This is a genomic window from Mycoplasma enhydrae (assembly GCF_025779955.1).
GTDB classification, from domain to species: Bacteria; Bacillota_I; Bacilli_A; order Mycoplasmatales; family Metamycoplasmataceae; genus Metamycoplasma; species Metamycoplasma enhydrae.
In genome coordinates this window covers 26,238-51,991 of record NZ_JAOXHI010000001.1, presented here as the reverse complement: position 1 = coordinate 51,991, position 25,754 = coordinate 26,238, and the positions used below count along the sequence as shown (strand labels likewise).

Genomic DNA, 25,754 nt, shown 5'->3' with positions numbered 1-25,754 from the left:
GATTTTTTTTATAAAAAATTCTAAATCTAAATTGTAAACGCACTTTTGATTTGTTAACAAAATTGACAAAACTTTTTAATTTTCTAAAAAATATAAAAAATGAGACTTTCTATTGGTTTAGTCTCATACAATTATGTTTAGCAAATTTAAAAAACCAGAGGAGGCTAAGATGAATCAAATTAAATTTTTTGTTGATAGTTTTGAAGATATCACATCTAAAGATTTAGTTAATATTAGAACATTTTATTCTCCTATTATTGGTTTAGATGGTATTAGCCTTTATCACCATTTTTATGATCTATATAATTTAAATAGAACCAAAAAATATGATTTAACAGAAACTTCAGAATTTTTGGTTTTAGATTTAAATAATTTAATAAATGCTCGTCATAAATTAGAAGCAATAGGCTTACTAAAAACTTTTCAAGATTTGGAAGGTAATTTATTAATTAAACTAAATAAACCATTAAATGCTAATGAGATAGCTAAAAATGAATTAGTTTCAGAATTGTTAATTTCTAAATTGGGAGAAAACAAATATTTGAATCTTATTAAAAATAATGCAGCATACTTTCATGATGCTTCACAAATGAATGATGTATCTAAAAAGTTTTTTGATATGTTTGATAAAAATCAAGTTTTTTTTAAAAATCAAAACTGTTTAGATTTTATGATAAATGACGAATCTCACATGATTAATAATCTAAATTCTGCTGAATATATTCATTTTTTAACTAAAAAAGAATTAAGTCCAAGTCAATTGCTAATGTTAAAAAGAATTAGAGCTTTGAAATTCGATGATGTAGCAATCAATTATTTTATTCGTTATTCAGTTAATATAAACAATTCAATAGTATGTAGTTATATTGAAAAAATTGCACTTGATTTTGCTAAAAAAAGAATTTTTGATTCTTCTTTAATCGATAGCGAACTATCGGAAGCTATGCAATTTAAAAATAAAAATAATATAATAACTAAAACAAGCCAAAAAAGAACTTGGGATTTTTCAGATTACAGTGAAGATGGTTTAAGTTGAGACGATTAGAAGGGAGGTAAAGCTATGGCTGATGATATTAAGCAAATGGAATTTGGTGAATATGAGACTTTAAAAGATAGTGTAGATAAACTAACCGAAGAAGTTTTATCAAAAGATTTTATTAAACAAGAAATTGAGAGACTAAGCTTAAGCGAGGAACAAATTAAAAAAGGAATGATTGTTTTACAAAGGTATCATGACTATCTTGAAAAACATCAAAAAAAACCACAATACGAGCTTATTGTTGATAAGTATGGACTTTTAGCTGAAAAATATGATTCAGATTCTGATTTTGTTAAATTCCAAAAAATAAATAATTTTAAATTAACTAATATTACCCCTCTTGATCATTTAGTAATCAAATACTTTGAAATGGATACTAATCCCAAAGTATTTTCTGCATCCAAAATAATTTTTAAAGATTTTATTGAACATTTAGTGGAAACGGAAGAAAACAACAAAATTAAAAGTATTTTAAATGATTCCATGAAAGAAGGGAGTTTGGTAAATAATTTATGATTCTTTAGTATAGATAATAAAAATGCAGACATGTTTATCAAATATATTGCAATTTACAATGCTATAAAATTTGATAAAACAGTAGCAATAATTAATGCCAATGACCTCCAAAGACATCTAAAAATGTCAAAAGAAGAAAGAAACAATGTATTGTTCAACTTAGCTAAAGTTGATATTTTGAGTATTTATAATGTTTCATTTGGAAAAAAGGAAGAATGATTTTTAGAATTTTTATTAGAAGTATTTGATGCAAGAATAAAAAACCAAAAACCTGTTTTAATTTCTTCTACTAAAGAAATAACCAGTATTAAAAATGAAATATTAATAAAGTATTATTACAATAATAGTAAAATTAATGATATTGAAAGAACTTTTAAAGGTTTTATCAGAAATGAATTCTTAAAAATTGTCATAAATAATTAAAAAAACACCTAATTTAGCAATAAATTGTCAAAACAATAATTTAATGTATTATAATATAGACTATATTCCAAAAATATATTAACATGCTACCCACAAGCATGTTTATTTTTTAAAGACCCAATTTTAAGTTTCTATAAAAGAAAATATTTTAATAATTAAGATAGTATGAGTCCCTTCAATCAGAAAGCCATTTAAATGTTTTTTCTAGTAATTTATCCTAAAAAATCAGCTATAAAATACAAACAATAATTAGCCATAAACAATATTTAGTTTTAATAGTAATTTTGTTGGAAATAAAACAAAATATCGTATAATTTACATGCGATTACAAATATCTGTTGCCACCATAGCCAAACGTTTAAGGCATAGGTCTGCAACACCTTGATTACCGGTTAGAATCCGGTTGGTGGCTCCATTTTATATGCGCCCGTAGCTCAATTGGACAGAGTGTTTGGTTACGGCCCAAAAGGTTGCGGGTTCGACTCCTGCCGGGCGCGCCATATCGTAATAATCGTTGATTAACCTCTTATTAATTTAAGAGGTTTTTTTGTTGTTTAAAAAAAGGCTGCAAACCCTGCAAGCCTTATTTTTTTTGAAAAGTATTTAGTTAAGATTATTTTTAGACTTTTAATAGACTTTTTCCAGTCATTTCAGTTGGTTTATCTATTTCAAGATATTCTAGTATCGTCGGAGCTACATCGCAAAGCGAGCCATCTAGCAGTTTTATATTTTTATCACTAGAAATAAACATAACTGGATTTGTTGTATGTTTTGTTGCAGGCATACCATTTTTATCTTCTGTTAATTCAGCATTACCATGATCGGCAGTAATAAATCAAGTTATATCATTTCGATTTTTAATTAATTCTAGTATTCTGGCAAATTGAGTGTCTAAAAATTCAATTGCTTTAATTGTAGCTTTTAAATTACCAGTGTGACCAACCATGTCAGGATTTGCATAATTCATAATCACAAAATCGATTTTGTCTATATTATCAATTAATTGATCAGTGATTTCCTTAGCTGACATATGAGGATAATCTGCAAAAGAATTCGCTTTAATACTATCAACTAGAATTCGGCTTTCATTTTGATATTCTATATCGTTGCCACCATCCATAAAAAACGTTACATGGGCATATTTTTGAGTTTCCGCTAGTCTAAGTTGTTTTAAATTATTTATTTCTAAAACTTTACCAATTGGATTTGTTACTTTCATTTCTTCAAAAGCAACTAGTGAATCTATTCCTTCATATTTCATTAAAGAACAGAAATTACTAATTTTAATCTTGTTTTTAGGCTTATATTCAAATAGTTGTGAATCTAATATTAAATGGCTTAACTGCCTTGCTCTATCTGGTCTAAAGTTAAAAAATATAACATTATCATTCTCTTTTAAAAATAACCCATCTTTGGCCTGTGCCGGAACAAAAAATTCATCATAAATATCTAACGCATACTGTTTATTAATGTATTGGTCAATATTTTCAAAAATATTTTGAGACTTACCTAATATGGCCTCAAGTGCTAATTCATTTCTTTCAAATATTTGGTCTCTATCCATTGCAAAAAATCTACCAGATAAACTTGAAATTTTATAGCCAAAATTTTTAGTCATTTGTTTTAATGTTTCTAGTGAACTAAATATAGATTGTGGCCTAACATCTCTTCCATCTCCAAAAATGTGCACTGACACATTTTTTAAACCTTTTTGATTAGCTAATTTAAGTATTTCAAAAAGATGGTTATCATATGAATGAACTCCCCCATCACTTAATAAACCTAATAGATGCAAAGTTCTATTATTTTTAAGACTGTCATCTATCATAAAGTTTAAAGCTTTATTATTTGCAAAATTATTATTAATAATTTCTTGATTGATAAGAGATAGTCCTGTATAAACAATCCTGCCTGCGCCAATATTTAAATGACCAACTTCTGAATTACCTATTTGATTTTTAGGTAGCCCAACAAATTCGCCAGAAGCTTGAAGCACAGAATTTGAATACTCTTTGAATAGCAAATCAAAAGTAGGATGCTTAGCTTGTGCGTAAGCATTTCCTTGTGATTCATTTCTAAGGCCTAGGCCATCTATTATTGTTAGAATTATTTTTTTATGATTTTTTTTCATTTGACTCCTCAATAATTAAATTTAATTTCTACTAATAAATTATAGAGTTATATCAATAATATCCTTATAAATGAGTACAAAATCAATAAAATTACCTTTAGAATCAATAAATGTTATAAAATTTAAATACGTAACATGTTTTTTGAGTGTTACGAAAAATTTTAAATTTTTATAAAAATGTAAAATTACATTAATTTTTAATTAATAAATTAATAAAAAAGGAATTAGTAAATTATGACTCCAAAAACAAAAAAAGCCTTACTTATTTCCGGAATTACATTGGGTGGAGTGGCAGTCGTAGCTGGACTACCACTAATGGCCTGAGGAATACAACAAGGAATATACAATAAAACAAGAGGCTATGTTAAAGATTTTGAAAACAAAGAAGATGAAGTTAAAGATAAATTTAAATCACAATCTGAAGACATAAATAATAAAAGCGACGAATTGAATCAATTAAAAGATCAATACAAAGATGTTGCTAAAGAAAAAGGTGAAACTTCTGCAGAAGCTAAAGCAATTGCTGACAATATAAAAGTAAAAGAAAAAGCTTTAGCAGAAGCAAAAGATAAATATCAATTTGAAGTTGATAAAGAACTTTTCCCATTTCTTAGAAAAATAGCTGAAAAGGGAAACCCTAATGCAAATCCAAAAGTAAAAGACTTAACTGCTAAATATGTACTAGCATCTTATAGAAAATTCCAATTAGATGCTGCTAAAAAACAAACAGAAGCAGATTTTGAATTCCCTTCAAAAGAAGATGTTAAAAAAATTGTTGCTTTTTACGATGAATATATCCAACAATTTAGCGCAATTAACAAAGCTAATTTAGATGTAACATCAACTGCTTGAGTAAGTGGATTAAAATATGAATGAGAAATTGCTAAAACTGTTTACAATTCACATTCTCGTTTAATTGGTGCTTATTTAGGTTGAGGATTAGCATATTCATATCCTGCTAACGCATTTTATGAAACAATTAATTTAATAAAAGGTGATCAAGCTGAAAAAGTTCACAATAACTTAAAAGAAGGAATTGAATTAGGAGTTGTTTTATCAAAAGTTGTAATTAAAATGAATATTGCTTCAATTTTAGCAAGACAATATGCAACTGAACTAAAAACATTCGTAAATGGATCTGACAGTGAAAAAACTGTACTTTCAATAATTGAAGGATCAGCAATGGATGCTAAAACTAAAGCATTTCACAAGTTCTATGTTTCTGAATACTATGCAGCTTCAAAACATGGTGCAGGTGAAGACATCGCTGAACTAAAAGTTTACAAAACAAATGATTCAATTAAAGAAGTTGAAAACACAATAGAAATTTTAGACAGTGGAACAACTAAAAAAGTTTACGGTTTAGGTTTAACTGAAAAAGATTTAAATGCTAAAAATGTTGGTATAGGTCACATGCCAGCTAAAAAAGATGACTTAACATACGGCAAGAAACTTTATGATTCTATTTTAAAAACATCAACAACTTCAAACGATTCAGCTCAAACAGTTTATAATTCTGGATATAAAACAGCTTCAGTTGCTAAAGAAAATATGCAAAAAATAGCAGATAAAGTTGCTGAATTAATTACAGGCAAAAAAAATGGTTGATGAAATCCTCAAGTAACTTACGACGAGGATGGATTAGGTTCTAAAGAAGCAACCAAAACGAGATTATTAATCCGTAAAGAAACCGGTAAAGCTGATTTAGACAACTTTAACAAATGACTAAACCAAGAAAAATTCTTCTTTGGTCGTGAAGATTCTACTTACTATAGCACAGAGAAAAAAGGTGAATTGGATAGTGATGCAAACCTTAAAAATGCTAGAAAAATATTAAAAGACAAAGGTTATGAAACTCAATTAAAAGGTAAAAATGATAAACACGGTTCAATTACTAAAGATCAATATTACTACGGTGCACTAGAAGCATTTAAAGGGTACTACCAATTTAGAGATACAACAATTGAAGAAGGATACTCATATTTTGCAAATCAAGTTCCAAAATATGGAATTACCACATATGATAAATCTAGATCTAGTGTTGCAGGTGTAGGTGCTTATAATTCATCAGAACACGTAGGCGATGGTACAACAGGAGCATTTGTATTTAATGCCGATCCATATTACTCATTACCTAAATGATCAGTTACATCATTTGCAAACCATGAAAGTGTAATGGGACACCATAATCAAATATATTATGCAAAAGAATTTTTAAAAACTATAAACGGTGAAACAATCGGTGATATATTTGATTACACTTCATATGTTGAAGGTTGAGCTTTATTTGCTGAATGATTTGGTATTGAAGCAGGTCTATATGGCACACCGGATTTTGAAAACGAAGATTACTATGCACTACCATTAGATTTCAAAAAATCAAAAGGTATTACAAACTTTGTTAAAGCAGAAAAAGCAGAAGACGTAACCAATGAAGAAATTGAACAAATTAAAAAATTACATGGTGGAGTTTACTGAGAACTAATTGCAACTGAACAAGATATGGATGATAAAGAACGTACACTAAAAGCAGTTGAATTAGCAAACATGTTACAATACTATGGAGCACTAAATGAAGCTCAATTACGTAATATGAGACGTGCAATTGACCCTGCTTACCATGGTGATTTAGATAAACCACTTGCTGGCTTACCAGCAGGAGCATCAATTTCTGATGTTAGAAAATACATGAAAGCAAATTCAGCACTTGGAATTGGTGACATTACTTCAGAATCAAAACGTTACTTAAACCTACCAGGTCAAGCAACATCATATAACTCTGGTAAAGAACTAATGCTAGAACTATATGATAGAGTTCGTAAACATAAAGAATTATCAAGAAAAGACTTTATTGGCGATAAGAAAAATATACAAGAATTATTCAACGTATTTTTAGAAACAGGTGCTTTACCTCTAGAAACTTTAAAAGAAGTTGTAGAAAAATACTACGAATTATAATAATAAATAGACACAACCCAAAACAGGGTTGTGTTTTTAATGTTTTTTCTTAAAGTAGTTATTTATAAAACTACAATTAATTCAATTTTGTAAAAATTTATACAACTAAATTCAGAAGTTACTATTCTTTATGGTAATTTTCAATTTTTATTCATTTATTATATCTATATTATTTTTTTAAAAACATATTAGTTTTAGAATTTATTAAATATAATTTAATACTAATGAAAAATAAAATATATAAGTACTTAGCCATTGGTGATTCTATATCACAAGGCTTTAATTCCAAAGTAGGATGTGGAACAGCAGGTTATAAAAATAGCAAAGAATTTGCCATGGGTAATTCTTATGCTGATTATTTCATGGAATTCTATTTAGATTATGTAATACATAGATACAATGATAATTGACAAGAACATTGAAATAATATTGAAATGGAAAATATTTCAGCTTCAACCCTGCGTATATCAGATCTAAATAGTTTAATGAATGGGACTCTAAATCCTAGTGTTTTAAATGTTGCAGAAATTAATGATGAACTACAACAAAGAGCAAATCTTGAACCAACACAAAATTTTTGGACTTCTGATGTTAATCAAACTGAGCAAGAAAGATTTAATTATTTATCTAAAAAGCTTATTGGCAGAATCAAAGGAGCTGATTTTTTAAGTATATCAATAGGTGGTAATGAATTTCAAAGCTCATATCCATTTATTAAATTTAGAGACCTAGTTTTAGAAAAAAACTTATATAGACAAAAAGAAATTAAAGAGGAAATATTAGATTCTCTGCAAAAAACAACAGCGAAAATTCAAAGTGAATTAGATGCTTTTATAAAAAGCATTAAGCAAATTAATGATAAATTAAAAATTACTTTAGTTACATACACTCCTCCATTTTTACATTATTATTTGCGATATGAAAAATTTCTAAGATCGAAAAACCCAGAAATATATAACGATTTTTTTAAATCTAATTTATCTATTTTTGAATCAATTTTTAAAAATGTAGCCTTAGATAATAAATGTATTTATGTTAAAAGTTTTAATTACAAAAAGTGATTTAAAAATTCACACATTTTAGCTGAAAACGTAATTGATGTTCATCCAACCGAACTAGGTTATCAAGAGATGGCAAAAAAACTCTTTATAGCTTTTTTAGAAAACAAGTGTTTATATAATGAAATAGATAAAAAGTACTTAAATAAAATATCCAAATTTAGAATTAGATACTCTAAAAAGATTTCTGATAGAAATAAAAACTATGTGGATAAAAAATTATTTCACTTTGGCCCTAAACAAAATAAAATAGTTAATATTCTTGCAGTTTGATGTAATCAAAAAAACGATCTTCAAAACCCTTATTTTACACTTCTAAAAAGAAGTGTCCATGAGGGAATAGCAAAAGAAACAATCATAAAAAGAGAACAATATACTTCACTATTTTCTATTCTTTCTGACCAAATGATGTTTATATTAGGTTATTTTGATAAGAAATCTAAAAGATATGACTTTTTTAAAAACAAATTTATAACTAATGACAACATTCTTAAATTTTTGGTTTCAGCATTAGAATCGGAATCAATTCTAAAATTCTTATCACTGGCTGAAAGCGAGAATTTAAAGAATCCTAAAATTGCAATAACTAAATATATAGAAAATGTATTAAATAATAATCGCCAAGCCATATATGATATTTTCTTTGAAATAATTAATGATAAAGAGTATTTTTACAATCTTCTTCAAGAATTTTTTGATTCAACTATTAGCGATTGAAAAAATGGTTATTTTTGGCTAACAATTTCTAAACCATTAAGACATTTATTAAATATATGTTTTAAAGATACTAGATTAATTAATTCTTTTAAAGCCTTATTTGAACGATTTTTAATTTCTATAAAAGAAAATAACAATGCATCCAATTTTTTTAAAGCATTTCTAGAAAAAGAATTTGAAACTTTGTCAAATATAATTGAAATAAGTTTATATAACATATATTCATTTTATAAGGATGACAAGCAAGCGGCAGTAAACATTATTATTGAATTGCTAAATATTAAGGCATCAAACTTAAAATATAAAAATTGAAAATCACTAGAAAAAACAGTTGCAAGAATTATGAAAAATATCACTAAAAAGAAATTTACTAAATTCTTAGCAAAAATTCTAATTAAAACAATTATCAATTTAAAAACTAAAATCAATTTAAGATCTTCATTTAAGAAAACAGTTTTTTTAAGAATTGCTAAAAGTTTTGTTAGACAAATACTAAAACATCCATTCAATAAAAATGCTTATATTTTAATCATTATTTTAAGCCAACTACTAAAAATAAAAATAAAATCTGCATTAAAAATTTTTCACAAATAAATTAAGGAGTTATATATGTATGAATTAATTGAACCATATAAAAAAGGATATCTTAAAGTTAGCGGTATTCACACCATATATTATGAAGAAGTAGGGAATCCTCAAGGGCAACCAATTTTGTTTGTTCATGGAGGCCCTGGCGGAGGAATTTCAGAATCTAACCGTCAATATTTTGATCCAAAACATTATCGTATTATTCTTTTTGATCAAAGAGGTTGTGGCAAATCAACTCCTTCTGCTGAAATTAAAGAAAATACTACTATGAATTTGGTAAATGATATGGAAGCTTTAAGGAAAGAACTAAAAATAGATAACTGAATTTTATTTGGTGGTTCATGAGGATCGTGTTTAAGTTTAATATATGCAATAAACTATCCTCAATATGTAAAAGGGCTAATATTAAGAGGTGTTTTTTTAGGCAGATATGAAGATGACCAATATTTATATCAATCAGGTGCCTCGCATTACTTCCCAGAAGCCTATGAAGAATTCTCTTCTTTTATACCCCAAAATCTTAGAAATGATTTAATTAAAGCGTATGGCCAATATTTGAATAGTTTAGATTTAAATGTAGCTTACAAAGCTGCTTATCATTGAGCTAAATGAGAATTAGGCTTAATAACAATGAAGCCACTAGAAGATATTGAAATAATTTTAGAAAATAATAAAGCCAATTTAGAATTAGCTCGTCTTGAAAATTATTATTTTTTAAATCATTTGTTTTTAGATAATGACAATTATATTTTGGATAATGTTTCCAAAATTGAAAACATACCTACAATTATTATTCATGGCAGATATGATATGGATTGTAGACCAGAGGGTGCATATTTATTGCATAAAAACCTAAAAAAATCCAAAATAAATTTTGTTATAGCTGGTCATTCTTCAAAAGAAATAGAAATAGCCAATGCTTTAGTTGAGGCCACTGAAGAGTTCAAAAAACTTTAAATATTCTAGAATTTAGTCATATTTCAATATAAATATTGTTTTTCATATTATAATTTGTATTAATCAAAAAAGGAGTTAAAATGAATGATTACAAACTTGCTAAGACTACTATGAATTTAAATATTGCTATCACTGTAATGTCAGTAGTATTTATTCCTTTATTAGTTTTATGATCTATTGGTAGTCTTACAGCAGCAAGATACGGTGTCTTTACATATGGAATTGGTTTTATAGCGTTTTTCGGCATTTATGCTTTTGCTATAGTAGTAGTAGGTATTATAGCCTTAGTTTATAACATTATTGGAACAGTAAAAGCTTTTCAAGCAAATGAAACAACAATAGGAATTTTATTTTTATTAGGTATATTACTATTTGGAATTCTTGCCTTAATTGCGTCAATTATGTGATACAAGAAAACTAAATCAGATGATGGAATGACAAACTTTAATTCATACAAACCAGAACCTACACCACAAATTTAATTTAAATATAATTTAAATGGAATTTTAAATCGCTAACTTCTCATATATTTGAGAAGTTTTAATTTATCTTTTTTATTGCTATTAATTATGAATTTTAAGTATCATTATTAAATACTAAGACACGGAGAAAAAATGGATATATCAATAAAAAATGTAGCCAAAAGGCTTAATATAAATCAGCAACAAGTTAAAAACACTTTAGACCTGCTAAAAGAAGGGGCAACAATCCCCTTTATTTCACGTTATCGAAAAGAAGTTACAGGTGGTCTTGATGAAGAACAAGTATCTAAAATTAATGAATACTATGCATATGATGTTGAATTACAAAAACGAAAAGAATATGTAATTGAAATTCTTAAAGAAAAGAAACTTCTTGATGATGGAATAAAGCTCAAAATTGAAAATGCTATCACTAAGCAAGAAGTTGAAAATATTTACGAACCTTTTAAGGTTGGCAAAAAAACCAAGGCTTCTGAAGCTATTGCTTTAGGTTTAGGCCCTTTAGCGGAATTAATACTTACTAACAAAGATGAAAGTTTTAATGTATTTAATGAAGCAAAAAAATATATTAATGATGACACTTTAAAAACTGTAGGTGAAGTTTTAGTGCAAACAAAATACATTATCGCTCAAATAGTTTCGCAAGATATTACAGCAAGAGATTATATTAAAGACCAATTATATAATTACGGAACCATCGTAACAAAGAAAAAAAATACTGTTGATGAAAAAGAAATTTTTAAACAATACTATGATTATTCAGAAAAAGTAAAAACTATACCTAATCATCGTGTTTTAGCAATTTCTCGAGGTGAAGATAAAAAAATATTATCTTATACCATTGAATATAACATTAAGCCTTTGATATATTATTTAAATAACAAGTTTTTTGTTAATAAAAGAACAGCTAAAATCACAAACGAAGCCATTGAGGATTCATTAGATCGTTTAATTATCCCTTCAATAATTAGAGAAATTAAAACAGATTTATTTGAACGTGCTGAAAAAGAAGCAATCGAATTATTTTCAAACAATTTAGAATCATTATTATTGGCTCCAGCTACTAAAGATAAAAATATTATGTCGATAGACCCAGGCTATCTAAATGGTTGCAAGATTGTAATTTTAGATAAAAATGGAAATTACCAAGAAGGGTTTGTAATTTATCCTCACATCGCCAATAAAGATAAATTTATTCAAGCAGTTAAAACAACTCATGATATGTTAAATAAATACCCTATTGATTTAATAGTCATTGGTAATGGAACAGCAAGTCGTGAGACTGAAGAATGAGTTGACAAGTTACTAAAAGTCAGAAGAGAAAAAGGCCTAAGTTTAGATACTAAATATGCAATTGTTAGTGAAGTAGGTGCTTCAGTTTACTCTGCTTCAAAAATAGCACAGGAAGAATTTCCAAACTTAGAATTAGAATACCGTTCAGCTATCAATATAGGTAGAAAATTCCAAGACCCACTTAATGAATTGGTTAAAATTGATCCAAAATCTTTAGGTGTAGGACAATATCAACATGACGTTAACCAAAAAGAATTAGCTAAAAAACTAACATACAAAGTAGATAAAGTCGTAAACCTAGTAGGTGTTGATTTAAACACAGCAACTAAATTTATTTTGGAATATGTTTCTGGTTTGTCTAAAACAATTGCTCAAAATATAGTAGAACATAGAACAGAAAATGGGTTATTTAAATCAAGAAAAGAACTAAAAAAAGTTAAAGGTCTCGGGCCAAAAGCCTACGAACAATCTGTTGGTTTTTTAAGAATATATGATTCAAGCGAATTTTATGATCAAACAAATATCCACCCCGAATCTTATGATTTAGCAGATCAAATAGTTAACCTATTAAACATCAATCTAAAAAATATTGACAAAGACATTTTAATTTCAGCAGACCGCAAGGAAATTGCTAAACAATTAAATGCAAGCAACTATGATGTAGATCTAATAATTGATTCATTAATAGCACCTGGAAAAGATATAAGAGAAGACAAAGCTGGCTTCATAGTTAATGATAAGATCTTAAAATTTGAAGATATAAATGTAGGTCAAGAAATAATTGGTCAAGTTCAAAATATTACTAATTTTGGTGTATTTGCTTATATAGGTTTAAAAGAAAACGTTTTAATCCATATTAGCAATATGAAACAAAAAGATAATCAATTTATTAAGCATCCAAGTGAATTAGTATCTGTAGGAGATAATTTAAATATCAAAATTATTGACATTGATGCCAAGAATAATAAAATTCAAGGTAAAATTATTTGAAAATAAGATAACTATCTGTCAAATATTTATTTTAAATAAATAAACCTAAAATGTATTACAATTAATACATACTATTTTTAATTAAGATTAAAAAGGGTTGGCAATAGCCGATCCTTTTTGTGTCAATATATATAAAAAAAAGGAGTAAGAAATGAGCACCAAAGACACTATGAGTACACTAAAAGCAAACCAAATATTTGAAGCAATTTACAACGTTTCACAAATTAAAAAAATTGATGAAGACATTGTTATTGATTTATTTAAATCAGCAGTTGAACAAGTCATTGTTAGTCAATTCGATCCAGATGCAGATTTAGAATTTGATATTGATAAGAACCAAAAGAAATTTAGAGTTATAAATCATTCTAAAGTTGTAGTTTTAGATCCTGTTACTGATGATGAAATTGATAACTTTTGTCCATATATTGAAATAGCTCTAAAAGAAGCTAAGACTCTAAACTCTAAAGTTAAAGAGGGTGATTTAATTTCAGCTGAAATTGATTTTGAAAGATTTCAAAAGAAAGATTATCAAAAGATTCTAAATATTTTTAATCAACAAATTAGAGAACTAGAAAAGAAAATTACTTATGACAAATATCAATCTTTAATTGGAACTGTTGTTAAAGCTAGAATATCTAATATTTCTAAAGCTGGAACATTAATGGAATTAACTGATGGCACTCCAGCATATATGGCACCTTCAACTACAAACTTAAGATTACTAGCCAACCTAAAACCTGGTGATGTTTTAGACGTATATATTGAAGATGTTAAACCAGATTCTAAAAGTGCTCAAGTATTGGTATCATCAGTTGAATCTAAACTTATTGATAAATTATTCAAACAAGAAATTCCTGAGGTGGAACAAGGTTTTATAGAAATAGTTAAGGTTGTTCGTATTCCTGGAGAAAGAGCTAAAGTAGCAATTAGAAAAACAGAATTAGCACCTTTTGCTTTAGAAGAATTAGGCACTGTTATTGGTAAAAATTCACAAAGAATTGACACTATTTCAAATCAATTAAATGGTGAAAAAATAGATGTTGTATTATTCGATGAAAATCATAAAAAGTTTGTTATGAATGCTATAAGTCCTTCTAGAATAATTGATATTATTGAAAAGGAAGACTCACAAGAACAATTCCCTAGTTATGTAGTTGTAGTACCTAACTTTCATCACACACTGGCAATTGGTAAAAGAGGTCAAAACGTTAGATTAGCTTCAGAATTAACTAGATCTAGACTAGATATAATAAGCCAAGATCAAGCAGATAAGATGGGAATTCAATATACTTTTGAAAACTCTAATATTACTGAAGAAGAAGCTAAATTAAAATACGAAGGCAAAAGAATGAATTTATCTTCAACCACTCGTAGAAGATCTAGACAATCGAATAATGATTATCAAAATAATGTATTCAATATTGCGGAATTTGATGCTGATTTAGCTGAATTAAGACAAAAGGCTCAACAAACAGACGATATTTTGGAAAGACAATTATATGAATCAAATATCGATGATGAACTTGAAAAAGCATTATCAGAAATTCACCAAGATTTTATGAATGATGGCGATGATGATTATGATGTATATTCGGAAGACATTAAAAATAAAGTAAATAATAAATTCAATTCGGAAGAAGATTATGAAAGAATTACTTCAACTAAATTAAAAGACTTTAAGAAAGATGACGATTTAAGTGCTGGACTAGAAGATTTAGATCTAAGTGATTTAGATAATGAAGATTGATAAAAAATATTCACGTAAATCAATTGTAGATAACAAAATTTATCCAGTACAAGAATTAATAAGATTTGCCAAAATAGAAAATTCGATTTATTTTGACCCAGATATTAAACTAGGTGGTCGAGGAACATATTGTCTAAATTCTAATGAGCAAATTGAAATATTATTCAAAAAACGACTTTTAAATAAAGCTTTTAAGCAAAACATAAACAATGAGGTTTATGATAAATTAAGAAAAGAGGTGAGTATATGGCAAAATCAAAAAACTCAAAACGAACATCAAATGTAAGTAGCATTAAACAAAAACTAAACACAGTAGAAACAAAAATTCAAGACGGTGTTTTTATTTTTAGTGGGCCATTAACAATTTCAGAATTCAGTTTAAAAACCAAAAAATCATCTTCTGAAATATTGACATATTTCTTTAAAAAAGGAATTATGAAAACAATTAATTCAATTTTAAATGAAGAAGAAATTGCTGAATTATGTTTAAACTATGGATTGGACTTTAATAAAGAAGAAACAGTGGATGCTGAAAATCTCTTAGATAAATTAGAAATTATTGATGACCCAAATGATTTAGAAAAAAGACCTCCAATAGTAACAATCATGGGTCACGTTGACCATGGTAAAACTACATTGATGGATCAAATAAGAAAAAGTAATATTTTGGCTTCTGAATTTGGTGGTATTACTCAACATACTGGTGCGTATCAAGTGGAATATAATAATCAAAAGATCACTTTTTTAGACACACCTGGCCATGAAGCATTTACTGAAATGCGCTCAAGAGGTGCTAAAGTTACAGATATTGTTGTTATAGTTGTTGCAGCTGATGACGGTGTAAAACCTCAAACAGTTGAAGCTATAGATCATGCCAAAGCAGCAGGAGTACCAATTATTATTTTTGTTAATAAAATGGACAAACCTGATATTGATGTTGAAAAAATTAAATCTCAAATGAGTGAACATGACATAGTTTGTGAAGAATGGGGCGGACAAAACCAATTTATTTATGGTTCAGCTGCAAAAAACGATAATGTAGATAAATTATTAGAGGCTATATTTTTACAAGCAGATTTATTAGATTTAAAAGCTAATTTAAATCGTGATGCATTTGGAACTATAATCGAATCAAAAATTGATAAAGGCCGTGGTGCTGTGTCTACTATTATTGTTGAAAATGGAACACTAATGCCAAGAGATTTTATTATAGCTGGTGGTCAATATGGAAATATTAGAAGTCTTTTATCAATCGAAGGTAAACCACTTCAAAAAGCACTTCCTGGAACTCCATGTGTAATAACGGGTCTAAATAAAAACCCTCTTTCAGGTGATAGATTTATAGTTATTAGTGATGAAAAATTTGCTAAAAAGCTTGCTGATGAAAAACTATATATCGAAAAACAAAAAGAGTTAAATGAAAAGAATTCTTTTGTTGTCAAAGATGGTAAAAAAACACTAAATATAATAATTAAAACTGATGTTCAAGGTACAGCTGAAGCCATTAAACAAACCATTTCTAAGATTAATAATGAAGAAGTATCAATTAATGTTATTAGAGCTACTGCTGGTGAATTAACAAGAGCTGATTTATTATTAGCTGATACTTCAAATGCAAGAATTTATTTATTTAATATTTCAATGCCAAGTGATATTAAAAAAATGGCTGAATCAAAAGGAATAAAGGTTTTATCACACAATGTTATTTATAAAATTGTGGAAGAATTAGAATCAATTATTAAGAATTTAAAAGAACCTGTTTATGAAGAAAAACAAATAGGTCTTGCAACAATATTACAAATATTTTTCTATTCAAAAGTAGGAAATATAGCTGGTTGTAGAATGCTAGAAGGTCAAGCAAAAGAATTTTGTAAAGTTGAAGTTATAAGAAAAGGTAAAAGTATTTTTAAAGGAAACATTAGTTCTTTAAAAAGAGAAAAAAATGATGTTAAAATAGTTGAAAAAGGCTTCGATTTCGGCACACACGTTAAAGATTTTGATAAAATAGAAGTAGATGATGAATTAAAATTTTATGAGGATGTACTAGTTTAAATATGAACAGAATAAATCACGAAAGAAAAACACAATTATTACTAGAATTAGTTGGTAATAGCTTCTATGAATTAAAGGATTTTGATGTGACAAACATTGCTATAAATGATGTGATTTTATCAACAGATGGATCACATGCTAAAGTATTTATTACTTTATTTAAAGATAAAGAAAGATACTTTGAAAAAATAACAGCAATGACACCGTATATTCGCTCAGTGGTTGCTAAAAGCTGAAAATATAAAAAAATACCAGAGTTGGTTTTCATGATTGACACAGTAGAGCCAGCTGCTGCTAAAATTGAAAAAATTTTAAAAGAAATTAAATAATTTTTATGATTATTACTAAGTATGATGCCATTGTAATAGGTGGAGGTCATGCTGGAATTGAAGCTGCTTTTGCTTTAGCAAAAAGAAAATTTAATGTAGCCTTAATAACTTTAAATATTAACAAATTAGCTATGTTGCCTTGCAACCCTTCTATTGGTGGATCAGCCAAGGGTATAATTACCCGTGAAATTGATGCACTAGGAGGTGTACAAGGCATTTTTGCTGATCAAGCAATGATCCAAATTAAAATGCTTAATACTTCAAAAGGTCCTGCAGTTTGGTCTTTACGCGCTCAAATTGATAAAGATAAGTATTCCAAAATAATTTTAGATGCAATTAAAAAACAAAAAAATATAACCTTGATTGAAGATGAGGTTATAGATTTAGTTGTTGAAGACAATAACTGTTTAGGGGCTAAGACCTTAAAAAATGGTGATATATATTCGCATTCAACTATTATGACTACAGGCGTATACATGAACTCGAGAATTTTAAGAGGTTCAGATATACAAAACGATGGTCCTGATGGAGAAAAGAATAGTAGTGTACTGTCTAAGAATTTAGCCAAATATGGTTTTGAAATTCAAAGACTAAAAACCGGAACACCATGTCGAATTTATACAGATAGTATTGATTTTTCTAAAGTAGAACAAGAACAATTAGATAAAAGTGAACTACATTTTTCTAAGCATTCAAATATTACTCTTGATAAACAAACTTCTTGTTTTTTAACAAGAACAACCTCTAAAACTAAAGAAATTGTTTTAAATAATTTAAATAAAAGTTCATTATACTCAGGCATTATTACAGGAGTTGGTCCAAGATATTGTCCAAGTATTGAGGATAAAATAGTTAGATTTCAAGAAAAAGAAACACACCATGTATTTTTTGAACCTGAAACTTCAAAAGGCGACATTATGTATATAAATGGTCTATCAACTTCAATGCCAGTTGATGTTCAAGATCAAATGATTAAATCAATTCCAGGGCTTGAAGATGCTAGAGTTCAAAAATATGGTTATGCAATTGAATATGATGCAATTAATCCCGTTCAACTTTATAAATCTTTAGAATCTAAAGTTTTAAGTAATTTCTATTCAGCAGGTCAACCAAATGGAACCAGTGGCTATGAAGAAGCAGCAGCTCAAGGACTAATAGCTGGAATAAATGCTGCTAATAAAATGGAAGGTATGAGTTCTATTGAAATTAAAAGATCAGATGCTTATATAGGGGTTTTGATAGATGATATTGTAACTAAAGGAACATTTGAACCATACCGTATGTTAACAAGTCGCGCAGAGTATAGATTATTATTGCGTAACGATAATGTTGACCAAAGGCTAATTCAATATTCCTACGACAACAAAATGGTGTCTAAAAATGAATATGAAGAAGTAATTAATAAATATAAATATATACAAAAAACCATTGAAGAACTTAGATTGAAATACATTTCATCCAAAAGTGAATTAGGAATTAAATATAATGTTACTAATGGTATTTCGTATTTAAAATTATTAGCTAATCCAGAAGTGGAACCGAGTGACATTTTAGGACAGAATTATCCTTTTATTGATGAATTAACCATTCAAGTAAGATTATTTGGTTATCTAAAAAAGCAAGAGTCAGCAGCTGAAAAAATGATAAGACTAGAAAAACTAAAACTACCAAAAGATATTGATTATTCAAAAATAGAAAACCTTGCCACCGAAGCTAGACAAAAGTTAGATAAAATTAGACCCACAACAATTGGACAAGCTACAAGAATTAGTGGTATCAATCCTTCTGATATTCAAATGCTAATGTTTTATTTAAATCACAGAAAGAAATAAAATGAAAATAAATATAATTGCAGTAGGGACATTATCAATTGAACTTAAGAAAATTTATGAGCAATATACTAAAAAAATATCTTTTTTAGCAAACTTAAATTTAGTTGAAATTAAAGAAGTAGTTCATAACAATATTGAACTTAAAAAAGCCAAAGAAACAGAATTAATCCTATCTAAAATTCCCAAAAATTCAAAGGTGTTTTATTTATCATTACAAGGTAATCAAATGAACAGTGAAGAATTTTCAGATCTATTTGTTGAAGATAATATTACATTTATTATAGGTGGTTCTAATGGACTACAAGAAGATAAATTTCTAAATAAAATTAGTTTTTCTAAAATGACATTTCCACATCAACTTTTTAGAATAATGCTAGTTGAGCAAATTTATCGAGGACTATCAATCAAGAAAAATATTAAATATCATAAATAATACACAAATGGATAATGAAACATAGTGTGTATAATTTTGATTATGGGCAATTACCCAAGCGGCTGAAGGGGACAGTCTCGAAAACTGTTAGGAGTGTTAAAACTTGCAAGGGTTCAAATCCCTTATTGCCCGCCATATCTAAAATTAGCAAAAATTGAGCACAACCGCTCAATTTTTTTAAAATCATAATTTATTTTGTTAATTTAAAAGTCAAAATCACTGACAAATTATTTTAATAAATTAACTTTTAGTTCAAGGTTTTCCGTCTTTAATTTTGTCAAAAATTTCCTTTGTAATTTCTTGTGGCAATGTAGCTCCGTTGAATTCTAATTTTGTTGCACTAAAAGCAAAATTAGCAATGTGAACTACATTGGGCACATTTATAGTTTCTAATGAAGGAGTGTTAGAAAATGCATAAAATCCAATTTTATTAACTTTTGGCATATTAACACTTTTAAGATTTTTGGTTTCTAAAAATGCCATTTTGCCAATTTCAACTACATTAGGCATATTTATACCATCTATATTAGATCCTTTAAAAGCTTCAGCTGAAATAAAAGTTATTTCATTAGGAAGAATTATATTTCCAAATGCACGTTTTCCATCAATTAGTATATTTTGAAAAATTGCCAATCTATCAGGTCTTGAAACAATTAAATTCATTAAAAATTCAGTCTTGTCGAATGTACTAAGTCCAATTCGTTCTACTTTTGGCATATTAACAGTGATAAGATCAATATCACCAGAAAAAGCTCTGTCGCCAATTTCAACTACATTAGGCATGTCCACACTTTTAAGAGTTTTAATATTGGCAAAAGCATCATTTCCTATTTTTATTGCGTTTGCCAACTTTAAATGAGCAATTTTTGTATTGTTTTCTTCAGAATTGTCCTTAATAAAAGTGCTAAATCTACTTTTAAGAACTCAGTTAATTGAATCAACTTTTGGAATAGCCTTTAGTAATACAAATTCAATGTTGTTAATAACATAATTTTCATCCATTCCTTTTATTTCACTATAACTAAATTTTTTATCATTACTATTTAATTCAAAAAACCTTCTAGCAATAATATAACCATCATTCATTAAAGATTCTAGGTTAGAGTCATTAATTTTGTAATATTTATCTGCAACTTTAAAACCGCTTAATTCTTTGATAATTTTATGAACAATTTTACCTTTTTTAGCTTCAATTTCAAATCTTGCTGTTGTTTCGTTTACTTTAGTAATTTTTTTAACTGTTAATTGTCAATCAGGTTCTGAAATTGACATTTTAATATCTTTATTTTTTAAATTATCAATTTCAATATTTGAAATTTCTGGAATTTCAATTACTAAATTTTTTTCAAGTCTTTTTTTAGTTTGAATGCTATCATCATTATTTTTACCATTAACACAACTTGTAATTGCCATAGATAAAGGTGTCAAAGTTAAAATAAAAGGTATAGTTATTTGAAATATTTTTTTCTTCATATTTGCCTTTCTATTTTTATTGAAATACATTATATTTTGTAATTTAATTTCAAATAAAATACTTCAATAATATGTTTAAATTATACATCTCTTTAAATTTCACTGCAAGTTAAAACCATTTTGGAAAAGAATACATTATTTTTTAATGCATATAAAATCATCAATTAAAATTTATTTTATTTAATCTTAATACCTGCATTTTTCATTAGATTTAAGGCATTATTATGATATTCTTCTTTATTATGATTTTTTGCTTCAAAAGTAGCCACCAAATTTGAAATAACACTAACATCTTTGTTCAATTTTTTAAAATTCAAATAAGTTTTAAGAGTTAAAGCAAATTGTAATATACAAATATCTGTACAACAACCTATAATTACAAAATTATTGAATTTTTCAAAAATACTTTTATCTTCAAAAGCAAAAAAACTATTTGTTGTATTTTTTTTAATAATTTTGTTGGCAAAGCATTTTAGTTCATCTACAACTTCTGATTCTTCAGTGTTAGCAAGACAATGTAATGGATACACTTCCATTTCAATGTCATCTTTATGATGATTATCATTGATAAAAATAATTTCACTGTTATCCTTATTAGCTTCTAAATACTCTTTTACATCAGGAATAATTTTATTTATATCTTCACTAACTAAATTACCTTTTTTACAAAAACCTTTAACCATGTCTACTACAAAAATCATTGTTTTCATTTTATACTCCTTAAATTACTTAATTTTACACCACTAAACAAACAACAAATATAAATATTTGAAATGTGTCATAAATCAGTATTTATTTTAACTCTAAACACCGCTTTAAAAATATTCAAAAAAAATAACAAATAAAAAAAATAATATATAATAATAAAGCATTTAAGCAATTAACTTATAGCGTGGAGAAGTAGCTCAGCTTGGTAGAGCACTTGACTTGGGCTCAAGCGGTCGCAGGTTCGAATCCTGTCTTCTTCACCATTAATTTTTGGGGGGGTAGCTCACCTGGCTAGAGCGCCTGCCTTGCACGCAGGAGGTAGAGGGTTCGAGTCCCTTCCTCTCCACCATTATGGCACTGTAGCTCAGCTGGTTAGAGCATCCGGTTCATACCCGGAAGGTCAAGAGTTCGACTCTCTTCGGTGCTACCATATGTTAACACCCACACGGGATTGAAAATATTTAGGACCCATAGCTCAATGGTTAGAGCAACCGGCTCATAACCGGTCGGTTACAGGTTCGAGTCCTGTTGGGTCCACCATTTTGGGCAATTACCCAAGAGGCTGAAGGGAGCAGTCTTGAAAACTGCCAGGGGCTTCACGGCCCGCGGGGGTTCAAATCCCTCATTGCCCGCCATTATATAGCGGAGTAGAGCAGGGGCAGCTCGTTGGGCTCATAACCCAAAGGTCATTGGTTCAATTCCAATCTCCGCAACCACGGTCCAGTGGTAAAGTGGTTTAATACGCTTCCCTGTCACGGAAGAGATCGCGGGTTCAATTCCCGTCTGGACCGCCATGGCTCTGTAGCTCAGTTGGTAGAGCAACGGACTGAAGCTCCGTGTGTCGCTGGTTCGATTCCTGCCGGAGCCACCATTTCAGAAATGACTTAACACCGTAATGGTGTTTTTTTATATTTTCAATATAAAAAGTAATTTTGTTTATAATATTTAATGTTATGACAGATACACTAAATATATTTATACAAATATTTGGGGCTCTAGGCGCAATAATTACCATTTCATTAGGTATTCCTCAATTAATAAGATTAACTAAAACAAAAGTTGTAGAGAAACCAAATTATTATTCATTTTGAATATTTTATGTTGGTTTAGTTATTTGAATAATTTATGGTGTTTTTACACCTAACGAAGACGGTTGATATGTGTTTTTAGCAAACCTATTTTGTTCAATAATTTATTCTTTTACAATGTTCTTTTTATATCATTACAACAAAGAATTAAATAAAAAACAAAAAACTTGAGCTTATGTATCAATTGCTTTGACAGAGTTATTTGTTATTTCTTTAACAGTAGTATTTTTCATTTTAGTTGATCAAAAACTAAAAACTGGAACATTTTATAATAAAGATGGTTTAATTTCATTTTTTGATCAAACTACTTCTTTAGTTATTGGTTTAATTACGCCTTCATTTACAACCTTAGCATTTATGCCACAGTTAATTAAAGGTTTAAAAACCAAACAATTTAAAGGTTTAAGTCCTTGAATGCCGTTTTTATTTATCATTAATAATACACTCTGAATTATATTCTTTAGTTTGAGTATTCAAAGAGCAAGAATTTTAAGTAGTCCAGAATCACTATCAACCTTAAATGGTTTAATAGGTGCTTTAATTTGACAAGTATTATCATCAATTGTTTATACTTTACAATTTAGCTTCATAATCTCATATGAAAGAAAACAAAAAAGACAACAACTAGTTGCCCAACAAGAAATAGCCTAGGCGGCTTTTTTTTATTCAAAAAGCAATTTTGCCGTTTGCAAATAAGCTCGTAATAAGTTGCTTTTTCCTAATTCTATGCCACCAAAGTATCTAACTATTACAATAGCTTTATTGAAAATCTTTTTATTTTCTAATAAAGAATATAAGGGTTTACCAGCTACTCCTCTAGGTTCAGCATCATCGCTGTAACCGCCTAACATATTATTATCATTTTTAATAATGAAAGCATGCACAACATGCTTTGCTTTTTTGTGTTCTTTTCTAACATTTTCAATTATTTTTTTCATTTCTTCTTTTGAAGATATATCAAACAAAAAGGGAATAAATTTTGATTTTTTAATTTCCAAGAACTTCATATTGATAATTATATCAAATGTTATAATTTAAAAATTATGGTAAAGCTGATTGCAACTTATTCAGATCGAATTGATAAATACATTACAAATAATTCTTCAATAACACGAAATGATATTCAAGAACTAATTGCTCAAGGAGCAGTTTTTGTTAATGGAAAAAAGATAAATAAAAACAAATATATCGTTAATGAAAATGATGAAATTGAAATAATTAAGGTAATTGAAAAACAAACTAATGTTGTTGCCCAAAATATTGATATTGAAATAATTTATGAAAATGAAGATTATTTAATTGTAAATAAACCTTCAGGTATGACTGTGCATCCGGCACCAGGACATTATGATAATACTTTAGTTAATGCTTTAATGTATCATTTTAAGAATAATTTAAGTAATGTAAATGGTTTATTAAGACTTGGAATCATACACCGCATTGATAAAGACACAAGTGGACTTTTAATAGTAGCTAAAAATAATGCTACACACAATTATTTTGCTTCATTATTAAAAGAACACAAAATTGACAGAACTTATGTAGCTATTGTAGATGGTAAAATTGTAAATAAAAAAATGCATATTGATCTTCCAATTGGTCGAGACCAAAAAAATCGCCAAAAATTTAGTGTAACTCAACAAAATTCCAAAAACGCTTATACCATGATTGAAGTAATAAAGCATTTTAAGATTGGTAATGATATAAAAACACTAGTTAAATGTAATTTAAAAACAGGAAGAACTCATCAAATTAGAGTTCATTTAAACTATATTAAACATCCTGTTTATGGAGATCCTATTTATAATAAAAAAATAGATGGCTTTAATCAAAGGTTACATGCAATGCAGCTTGATTTTGTTGATAATAAGGGTGAAATTAAACATTTTGAAGCCCCTATTCCTGAAATTATGTTAAAAGAAATTGCAGAGAGTTAATTTAAATTACCATATAATATATAATTTATATTATAAAAACTCACAATCTAAAGGAGAAAGAATGAAAAATATTGATTTGTCATCATACAATACAACTGATGAATTATATGTACATAATTCTAAAAAATTTAATTTATGATGAATTTTATTTACAGTGTTTTTAGGCATTGTTGTAATATTGATGGCTTCAACAGTTATCGAATATACAATTAGAAAAGAGCACTACATTAATAACTATATTGAATTAATTGAAAGTCTAAAAAATAAGCCCGATGATACAGTAGCAGCAGCTAATTCAACATATTTAAGGGAAACCTTATTTTCTGTTTTTACATTTATTATAAGTGTAGGAATTTTGATTTGACATATTATTAATTGAGTTAGAGGCATTAGAAAAAAAGATTATAGTTTATATTCTCCTTTCTTATCAGCACTATATGGTTTTTTAGTTGTTTTCATGGTTATAAATTTAATTTGATCATTTGGAAGCATATTTCAAATTCCTTCATGAAATGTTAAAAAAATGATTAGTCTAGTGTACACAATAGTATTACCGATTGGTTATTTTGTATTCTATTGACCTTGTGCCAAAATAATAAGAATGTTTAGATTTGTAAAAATGCAAGCACAAATGCAAAACATGCCTCAAGAATTTTTATCACCTTTTGGTAATAGAAATATGAATCCAGAAGTGATGACACCAACTGAATCAAATCCTAATATGGTCTTAGGTGTGCCAACTATGGAAAAATCAAAAACAGATGTATATCGTGAACAACTAAATACTCTAGATAATGAAAAACTAGTATTGATGGCTAAAAAGCTAAACATTTTTGGAGCAGAAGACTTAAGCAGAGAAAATTTAATTGAAAAAATAGTTTTAATTTTTGAAACTGATTTGCAAAATCAAAAATCTAGTGATTTAAAACCAAATACTGAAACCAAAAATGAAGATCCAAATTTTGAAGATAAAGATGAAAAAAATCCTACAGATGACTAAAAA

20 protein-coding genes and 11 tRNA genes are annotated in these 25,754 nt (G+C 27.6%); 27 read left to right on the top strand and 4 right to left on the bottom strand.

Annotated features, from left to right (window positions below; translation table 4 throughout):
• Positions 1-169: 169 nt before the first annotated feature.
• The 4 genes from OF364_RS00255 (at position 170) to OF364_RS00240 (ending at position 2,478) form a co-directional block, all read left to right on the top strand.
• Complete coding sequence (locus OF364_RS00255) at positions 170-1,045, top strand: DnaD domain protein (RefSeq protein ID WP_205851237.1); 876 nt, start codon at positions 170-172, stop codon at positions 1,043-1,045.
• 15 nt (positions 1,046-1,060) lie between these two features.
• Positions 1,061-1,978, top strand: coding sequence for a primosome protein (locus OF364_RS00250; RefSeq protein WP_205851238.1), 918 nt, complete (start codon positions 1,061-1,063; stop codon positions 1,976-1,978).
• A gap of 340 nt (positions 1,979-2,318) precedes the next feature.
• Positions 2,319-2,393, top strand: a tRNA-Cys gene (locus OF364_RS00245).
• Positions 2,394-2,401: 8 nt separating this feature from the next.
• Positions 2,402-2,478: transfer RNA gene (locus OF364_RS00240), tRNA-Arg, on the top strand.
• Between the two features lie 119 nt (positions 2,479-2,597).
• On the opposite strand, the gene gpmI is transcribed toward OF364_RS00240, so the two are convergent.
• Positions 2,598-4,109 (bottom strand): 2,3-bisphosphoglycerate-independent phosphoglycerate mutase, encoded by a 1,512-nt coding sequence (gpmI, locus tag OF364_RS00235; RefSeq protein ID WP_263773887.1) that lies wholly within the window; start codon positions 4,107-4,109, stop codon positions 2,598-2,600.
• A gap of 234 nt (positions 4,110-4,343) precedes the next feature.
• Here gpmI and OF364_RS00230 point away from each other — a divergent pair, with 234 nt between their 5' ends.
• The 12 genes from OF364_RS00230 (at position 4,344) to OF364_RS00175 (ending at position 19,680) form a co-directional block, all read left to right on the top strand.
• Positions 4,344-7,067 (top strand): DUF885 family protein, encoded by a 2,724-nt coding sequence (locus tag OF364_RS00230; protein ID WP_263773886.1) that lies wholly within the window; start codon positions 4,344-4,346, stop codon positions 7,065-7,067.
• Positions 7,068-7,291: 224 nt separating this feature from the next.
• A complete protein-coding gene (locus OF364_RS00225; RefSeq protein ID WP_263773885.1) occupies positions 7,292-9,436 on the top strand; it encodes an SGNH/GDSL hydrolase family protein in 2,145 nt (714 codons plus the stop codon).
• 15 nt (positions 9,437-9,451) lie between these two features.
• Positions 9,452-10,387, top strand: a complete 936-nt coding sequence (gene pip, locus OF364_RS00220) for a prolyl aminopeptidase (RefSeq protein WP_263773884.1) — start codon at positions 9,452-9,454, stop codon at positions 10,385-10,387.
• A gap of 80 nt (positions 10,388-10,467) precedes the next feature.
• Positions 10,468-10,869: a hypothetical protein gene (locus OF364_RS00215; RefSeq protein ID WP_205851243.1), complete on the top strand. Its 402-nt coding sequence runs from the start codon at positions 10,468-10,470 to the stop codon at positions 10,867-10,869.
• Between the two features lie 132 nt (positions 10,870-11,001).
• Positions 11,002-13,158: a Tex-like N-terminal domain-containing protein gene (locus OF364_RS00210; protein ID WP_263752369.1), complete on the top strand. Its 2,157-nt coding sequence runs from the start codon at positions 11,002-11,004 to the stop codon at positions 13,156-13,158.
• A 145-nt stretch (positions 13,159-13,303) separates the two neighbouring features.
• Complete coding sequence (gene nusA, locus OF364_RS00205) at positions 13,304-14,902, top strand: transcription termination factor NusA (RefSeq protein WP_263752370.1); 1,599 nt, start codon at positions 13,304-13,306, stop codon at positions 14,900-14,902.
• Complete coding sequence (locus tag OF364_RS00200; protein WP_205851246.1) at positions 14,889-15,185, top strand: YlxR family protein; 297 nt, start codon at positions 14,889-14,891, stop codon at positions 15,183-15,185. Before nusA ends, OF364_RS00200 begins: the two co-directional genes overlap by 14 nt.
• The gene (gene infB / locus OF364_RS00195; protein ID WP_263773883.1) at positions 15,146-16,951 is read left to right on the top strand and encodes a translation initiation factor IF-2; all 1,806 of its coding nucleotides are present in this window, start codon (positions 15,146-15,148) and stop codon (positions 16,949-16,951) included. The genes OF364_RS00200 and infB overlap by 40 nt, the downstream gene beginning before the upstream one ends.
• 2 nt (positions 16,952-16,953) lie before the next feature.
• The gene (locus OF364_RS00190) at positions 16,954-17,280 is read left to right on the top strand and encodes a ribosome-binding factor A (RefSeq protein ID WP_263752374.1); all 327 of its coding nucleotides are present in this window, start codon (positions 16,954-16,956) and stop codon (positions 17,278-17,280) included.
• Between the two features lie 5 nt (positions 17,281-17,285).
• The gene (gene mnmG, locus OF364_RS00185) at positions 17,286-19,112 is read left to right on the top strand and encodes a tRNA uridine-5-carboxymethylaminomethyl(34) synthesis enzyme MnmG (RefSeq protein ID WP_263752375.1); all 1,827 of its coding nucleotides are present in this window, start codon (positions 17,286-17,288) and stop codon (positions 19,110-19,112) included.
• Position 19,113: 1 nt separating this feature from the next.
• Complete coding sequence (locus OF364_RS00180) at positions 19,114-19,545, top strand: 23S rRNA (pseudouridine(1915)-N(3))-methyltransferase RlmH (RefSeq protein ID WP_263752376.1); 432 nt, start codon at positions 19,114-19,116, stop codon at positions 19,543-19,545.
• Positions 19,546-19,589: 44 nt separating this feature from the next.
• Positions 19,590-19,680, top strand: a tRNA-Ser gene (locus tag OF364_RS00175).
• 105 nt (positions 19,681-19,785) lie between these two features.
• Here OF364_RS00175 and OF364_RS00170 read toward each other — a convergent pair.
• Together OF364_RS00170 and OF364_RS00165 are read right to left on the bottom strand one after the other, a co-directional pair.
• A complete protein-coding gene (locus tag OF364_RS00170; protein WP_263773881.1) occupies positions 19,786-21,018 on the bottom strand; it encodes a leucine-rich repeat protein in 1,233 nt (410 codons plus the stop codon).
• Positions 21,019-21,194: 176 nt separating this feature from the next.
• Positions 21,195-21,728: a cysteine hydrolase family protein gene (locus tag OF364_RS00165; RefSeq protein ID WP_205851336.1), complete on the bottom strand. Its 534-nt coding sequence runs from the start codon at positions 21,726-21,728 to the stop codon at positions 21,195-21,197.
• Positions 21,729-21,912: 184 nt separating this feature from the next.
• Here OF364_RS00165 and OF364_RS00160 point away from each other — a divergent pair.
• The 9 genes from OF364_RS00160 to OF364_RS00120 all read left to right on the top strand — a co-directional run bounded on the left by OF364_RS00160 (position 21,913) and on the right by OF364_RS00120 (position 23,465).
• Positions 21,913-21,989: transfer RNA gene (locus OF364_RS00160), tRNA-Pro, on the top strand.
• 9 nt (positions 21,990-21,998) lie between these two features.
• Positions 21,999-22,075, top strand: a tRNA-Ala gene (locus OF364_RS00155).
• Between the two features lie 4 nt (positions 22,076-22,079).
• Positions 22,080-22,156: transfer RNA gene (locus OF364_RS00150), tRNA-Met, on the top strand.
• Between the two features lie 34 nt (positions 22,157-22,190).
• Positions 22,191-22,266 (top strand) — tRNA-Ile (locus OF364_RS00145).
• Between the two features lie 4 nt (positions 22,267-22,270).
• Positions 22,271-22,361 (top strand) — tRNA-Ser (locus OF364_RS00140).
• A gap of 6 nt (positions 22,362-22,367) precedes the next feature.
• Positions 22,368-22,442, top strand: a tRNA-Met gene (locus OF364_RS00135).
• Position 22,443: 1 nt separating this feature from the next.
• Positions 22,444-22,520: transfer RNA gene (locus OF364_RS00130), tRNA-Asp, on the top strand.
• Between the two features lies 1 nt (position 22,521).
• A tRNA-Phe gene (locus OF364_RS00125) sits at positions 22,522-22,597 on the top strand.
• 82 nt (positions 22,598-22,679) lie between these two features.
• A complete protein-coding gene (locus OF364_RS00120) occupies positions 22,680-23,465 on the top strand; it encodes a PQ-loop domain-containing transporter (protein WP_205851337.1) in 786 nt (261 codons plus the stop codon).
• 11 nt (positions 23,466-23,476) lie between these two features.
• On the opposite strand, the gene OF364_RS00115 is transcribed toward OF364_RS00120, so the two are convergent.
• A complete protein-coding gene (locus OF364_RS00115) occupies positions 23,477-23,812 on the bottom strand; it encodes a YigZ family protein (RefSeq protein ID WP_404824616.1) in 336 nt (111 codons plus the stop codon).
• Positions 23,813-23,857: 45 nt separating this feature from the next.
• Here OF364_RS00115 and OF364_RS00110 point away from each other — a divergent pair, with 45 nt between their 5' ends.
• Both OF364_RS00110 and OF364_RS00105 read left to right on the top strand, forming a co-directional pair.
• Positions 23,858-24,751 (top strand): RluA family pseudouridine synthase, encoded by an 894-nt coding sequence (locus OF364_RS00110; RefSeq protein WP_205851339.1) that lies wholly within the window; start codon positions 23,858-23,860, stop codon positions 24,749-24,751.
• Positions 24,752-24,812: 61 nt separating this feature from the next.
• Positions 24,813-25,751: a hypothetical protein gene (locus tag OF364_RS00105; protein WP_205851340.1), complete on the top strand. Its 939-nt coding sequence runs from the start codon at positions 24,813-24,815 to the stop codon at positions 25,749-25,751.
• The last annotated feature ends 3 nt before the right edge of the window (positions 25,752-25,754 follow it).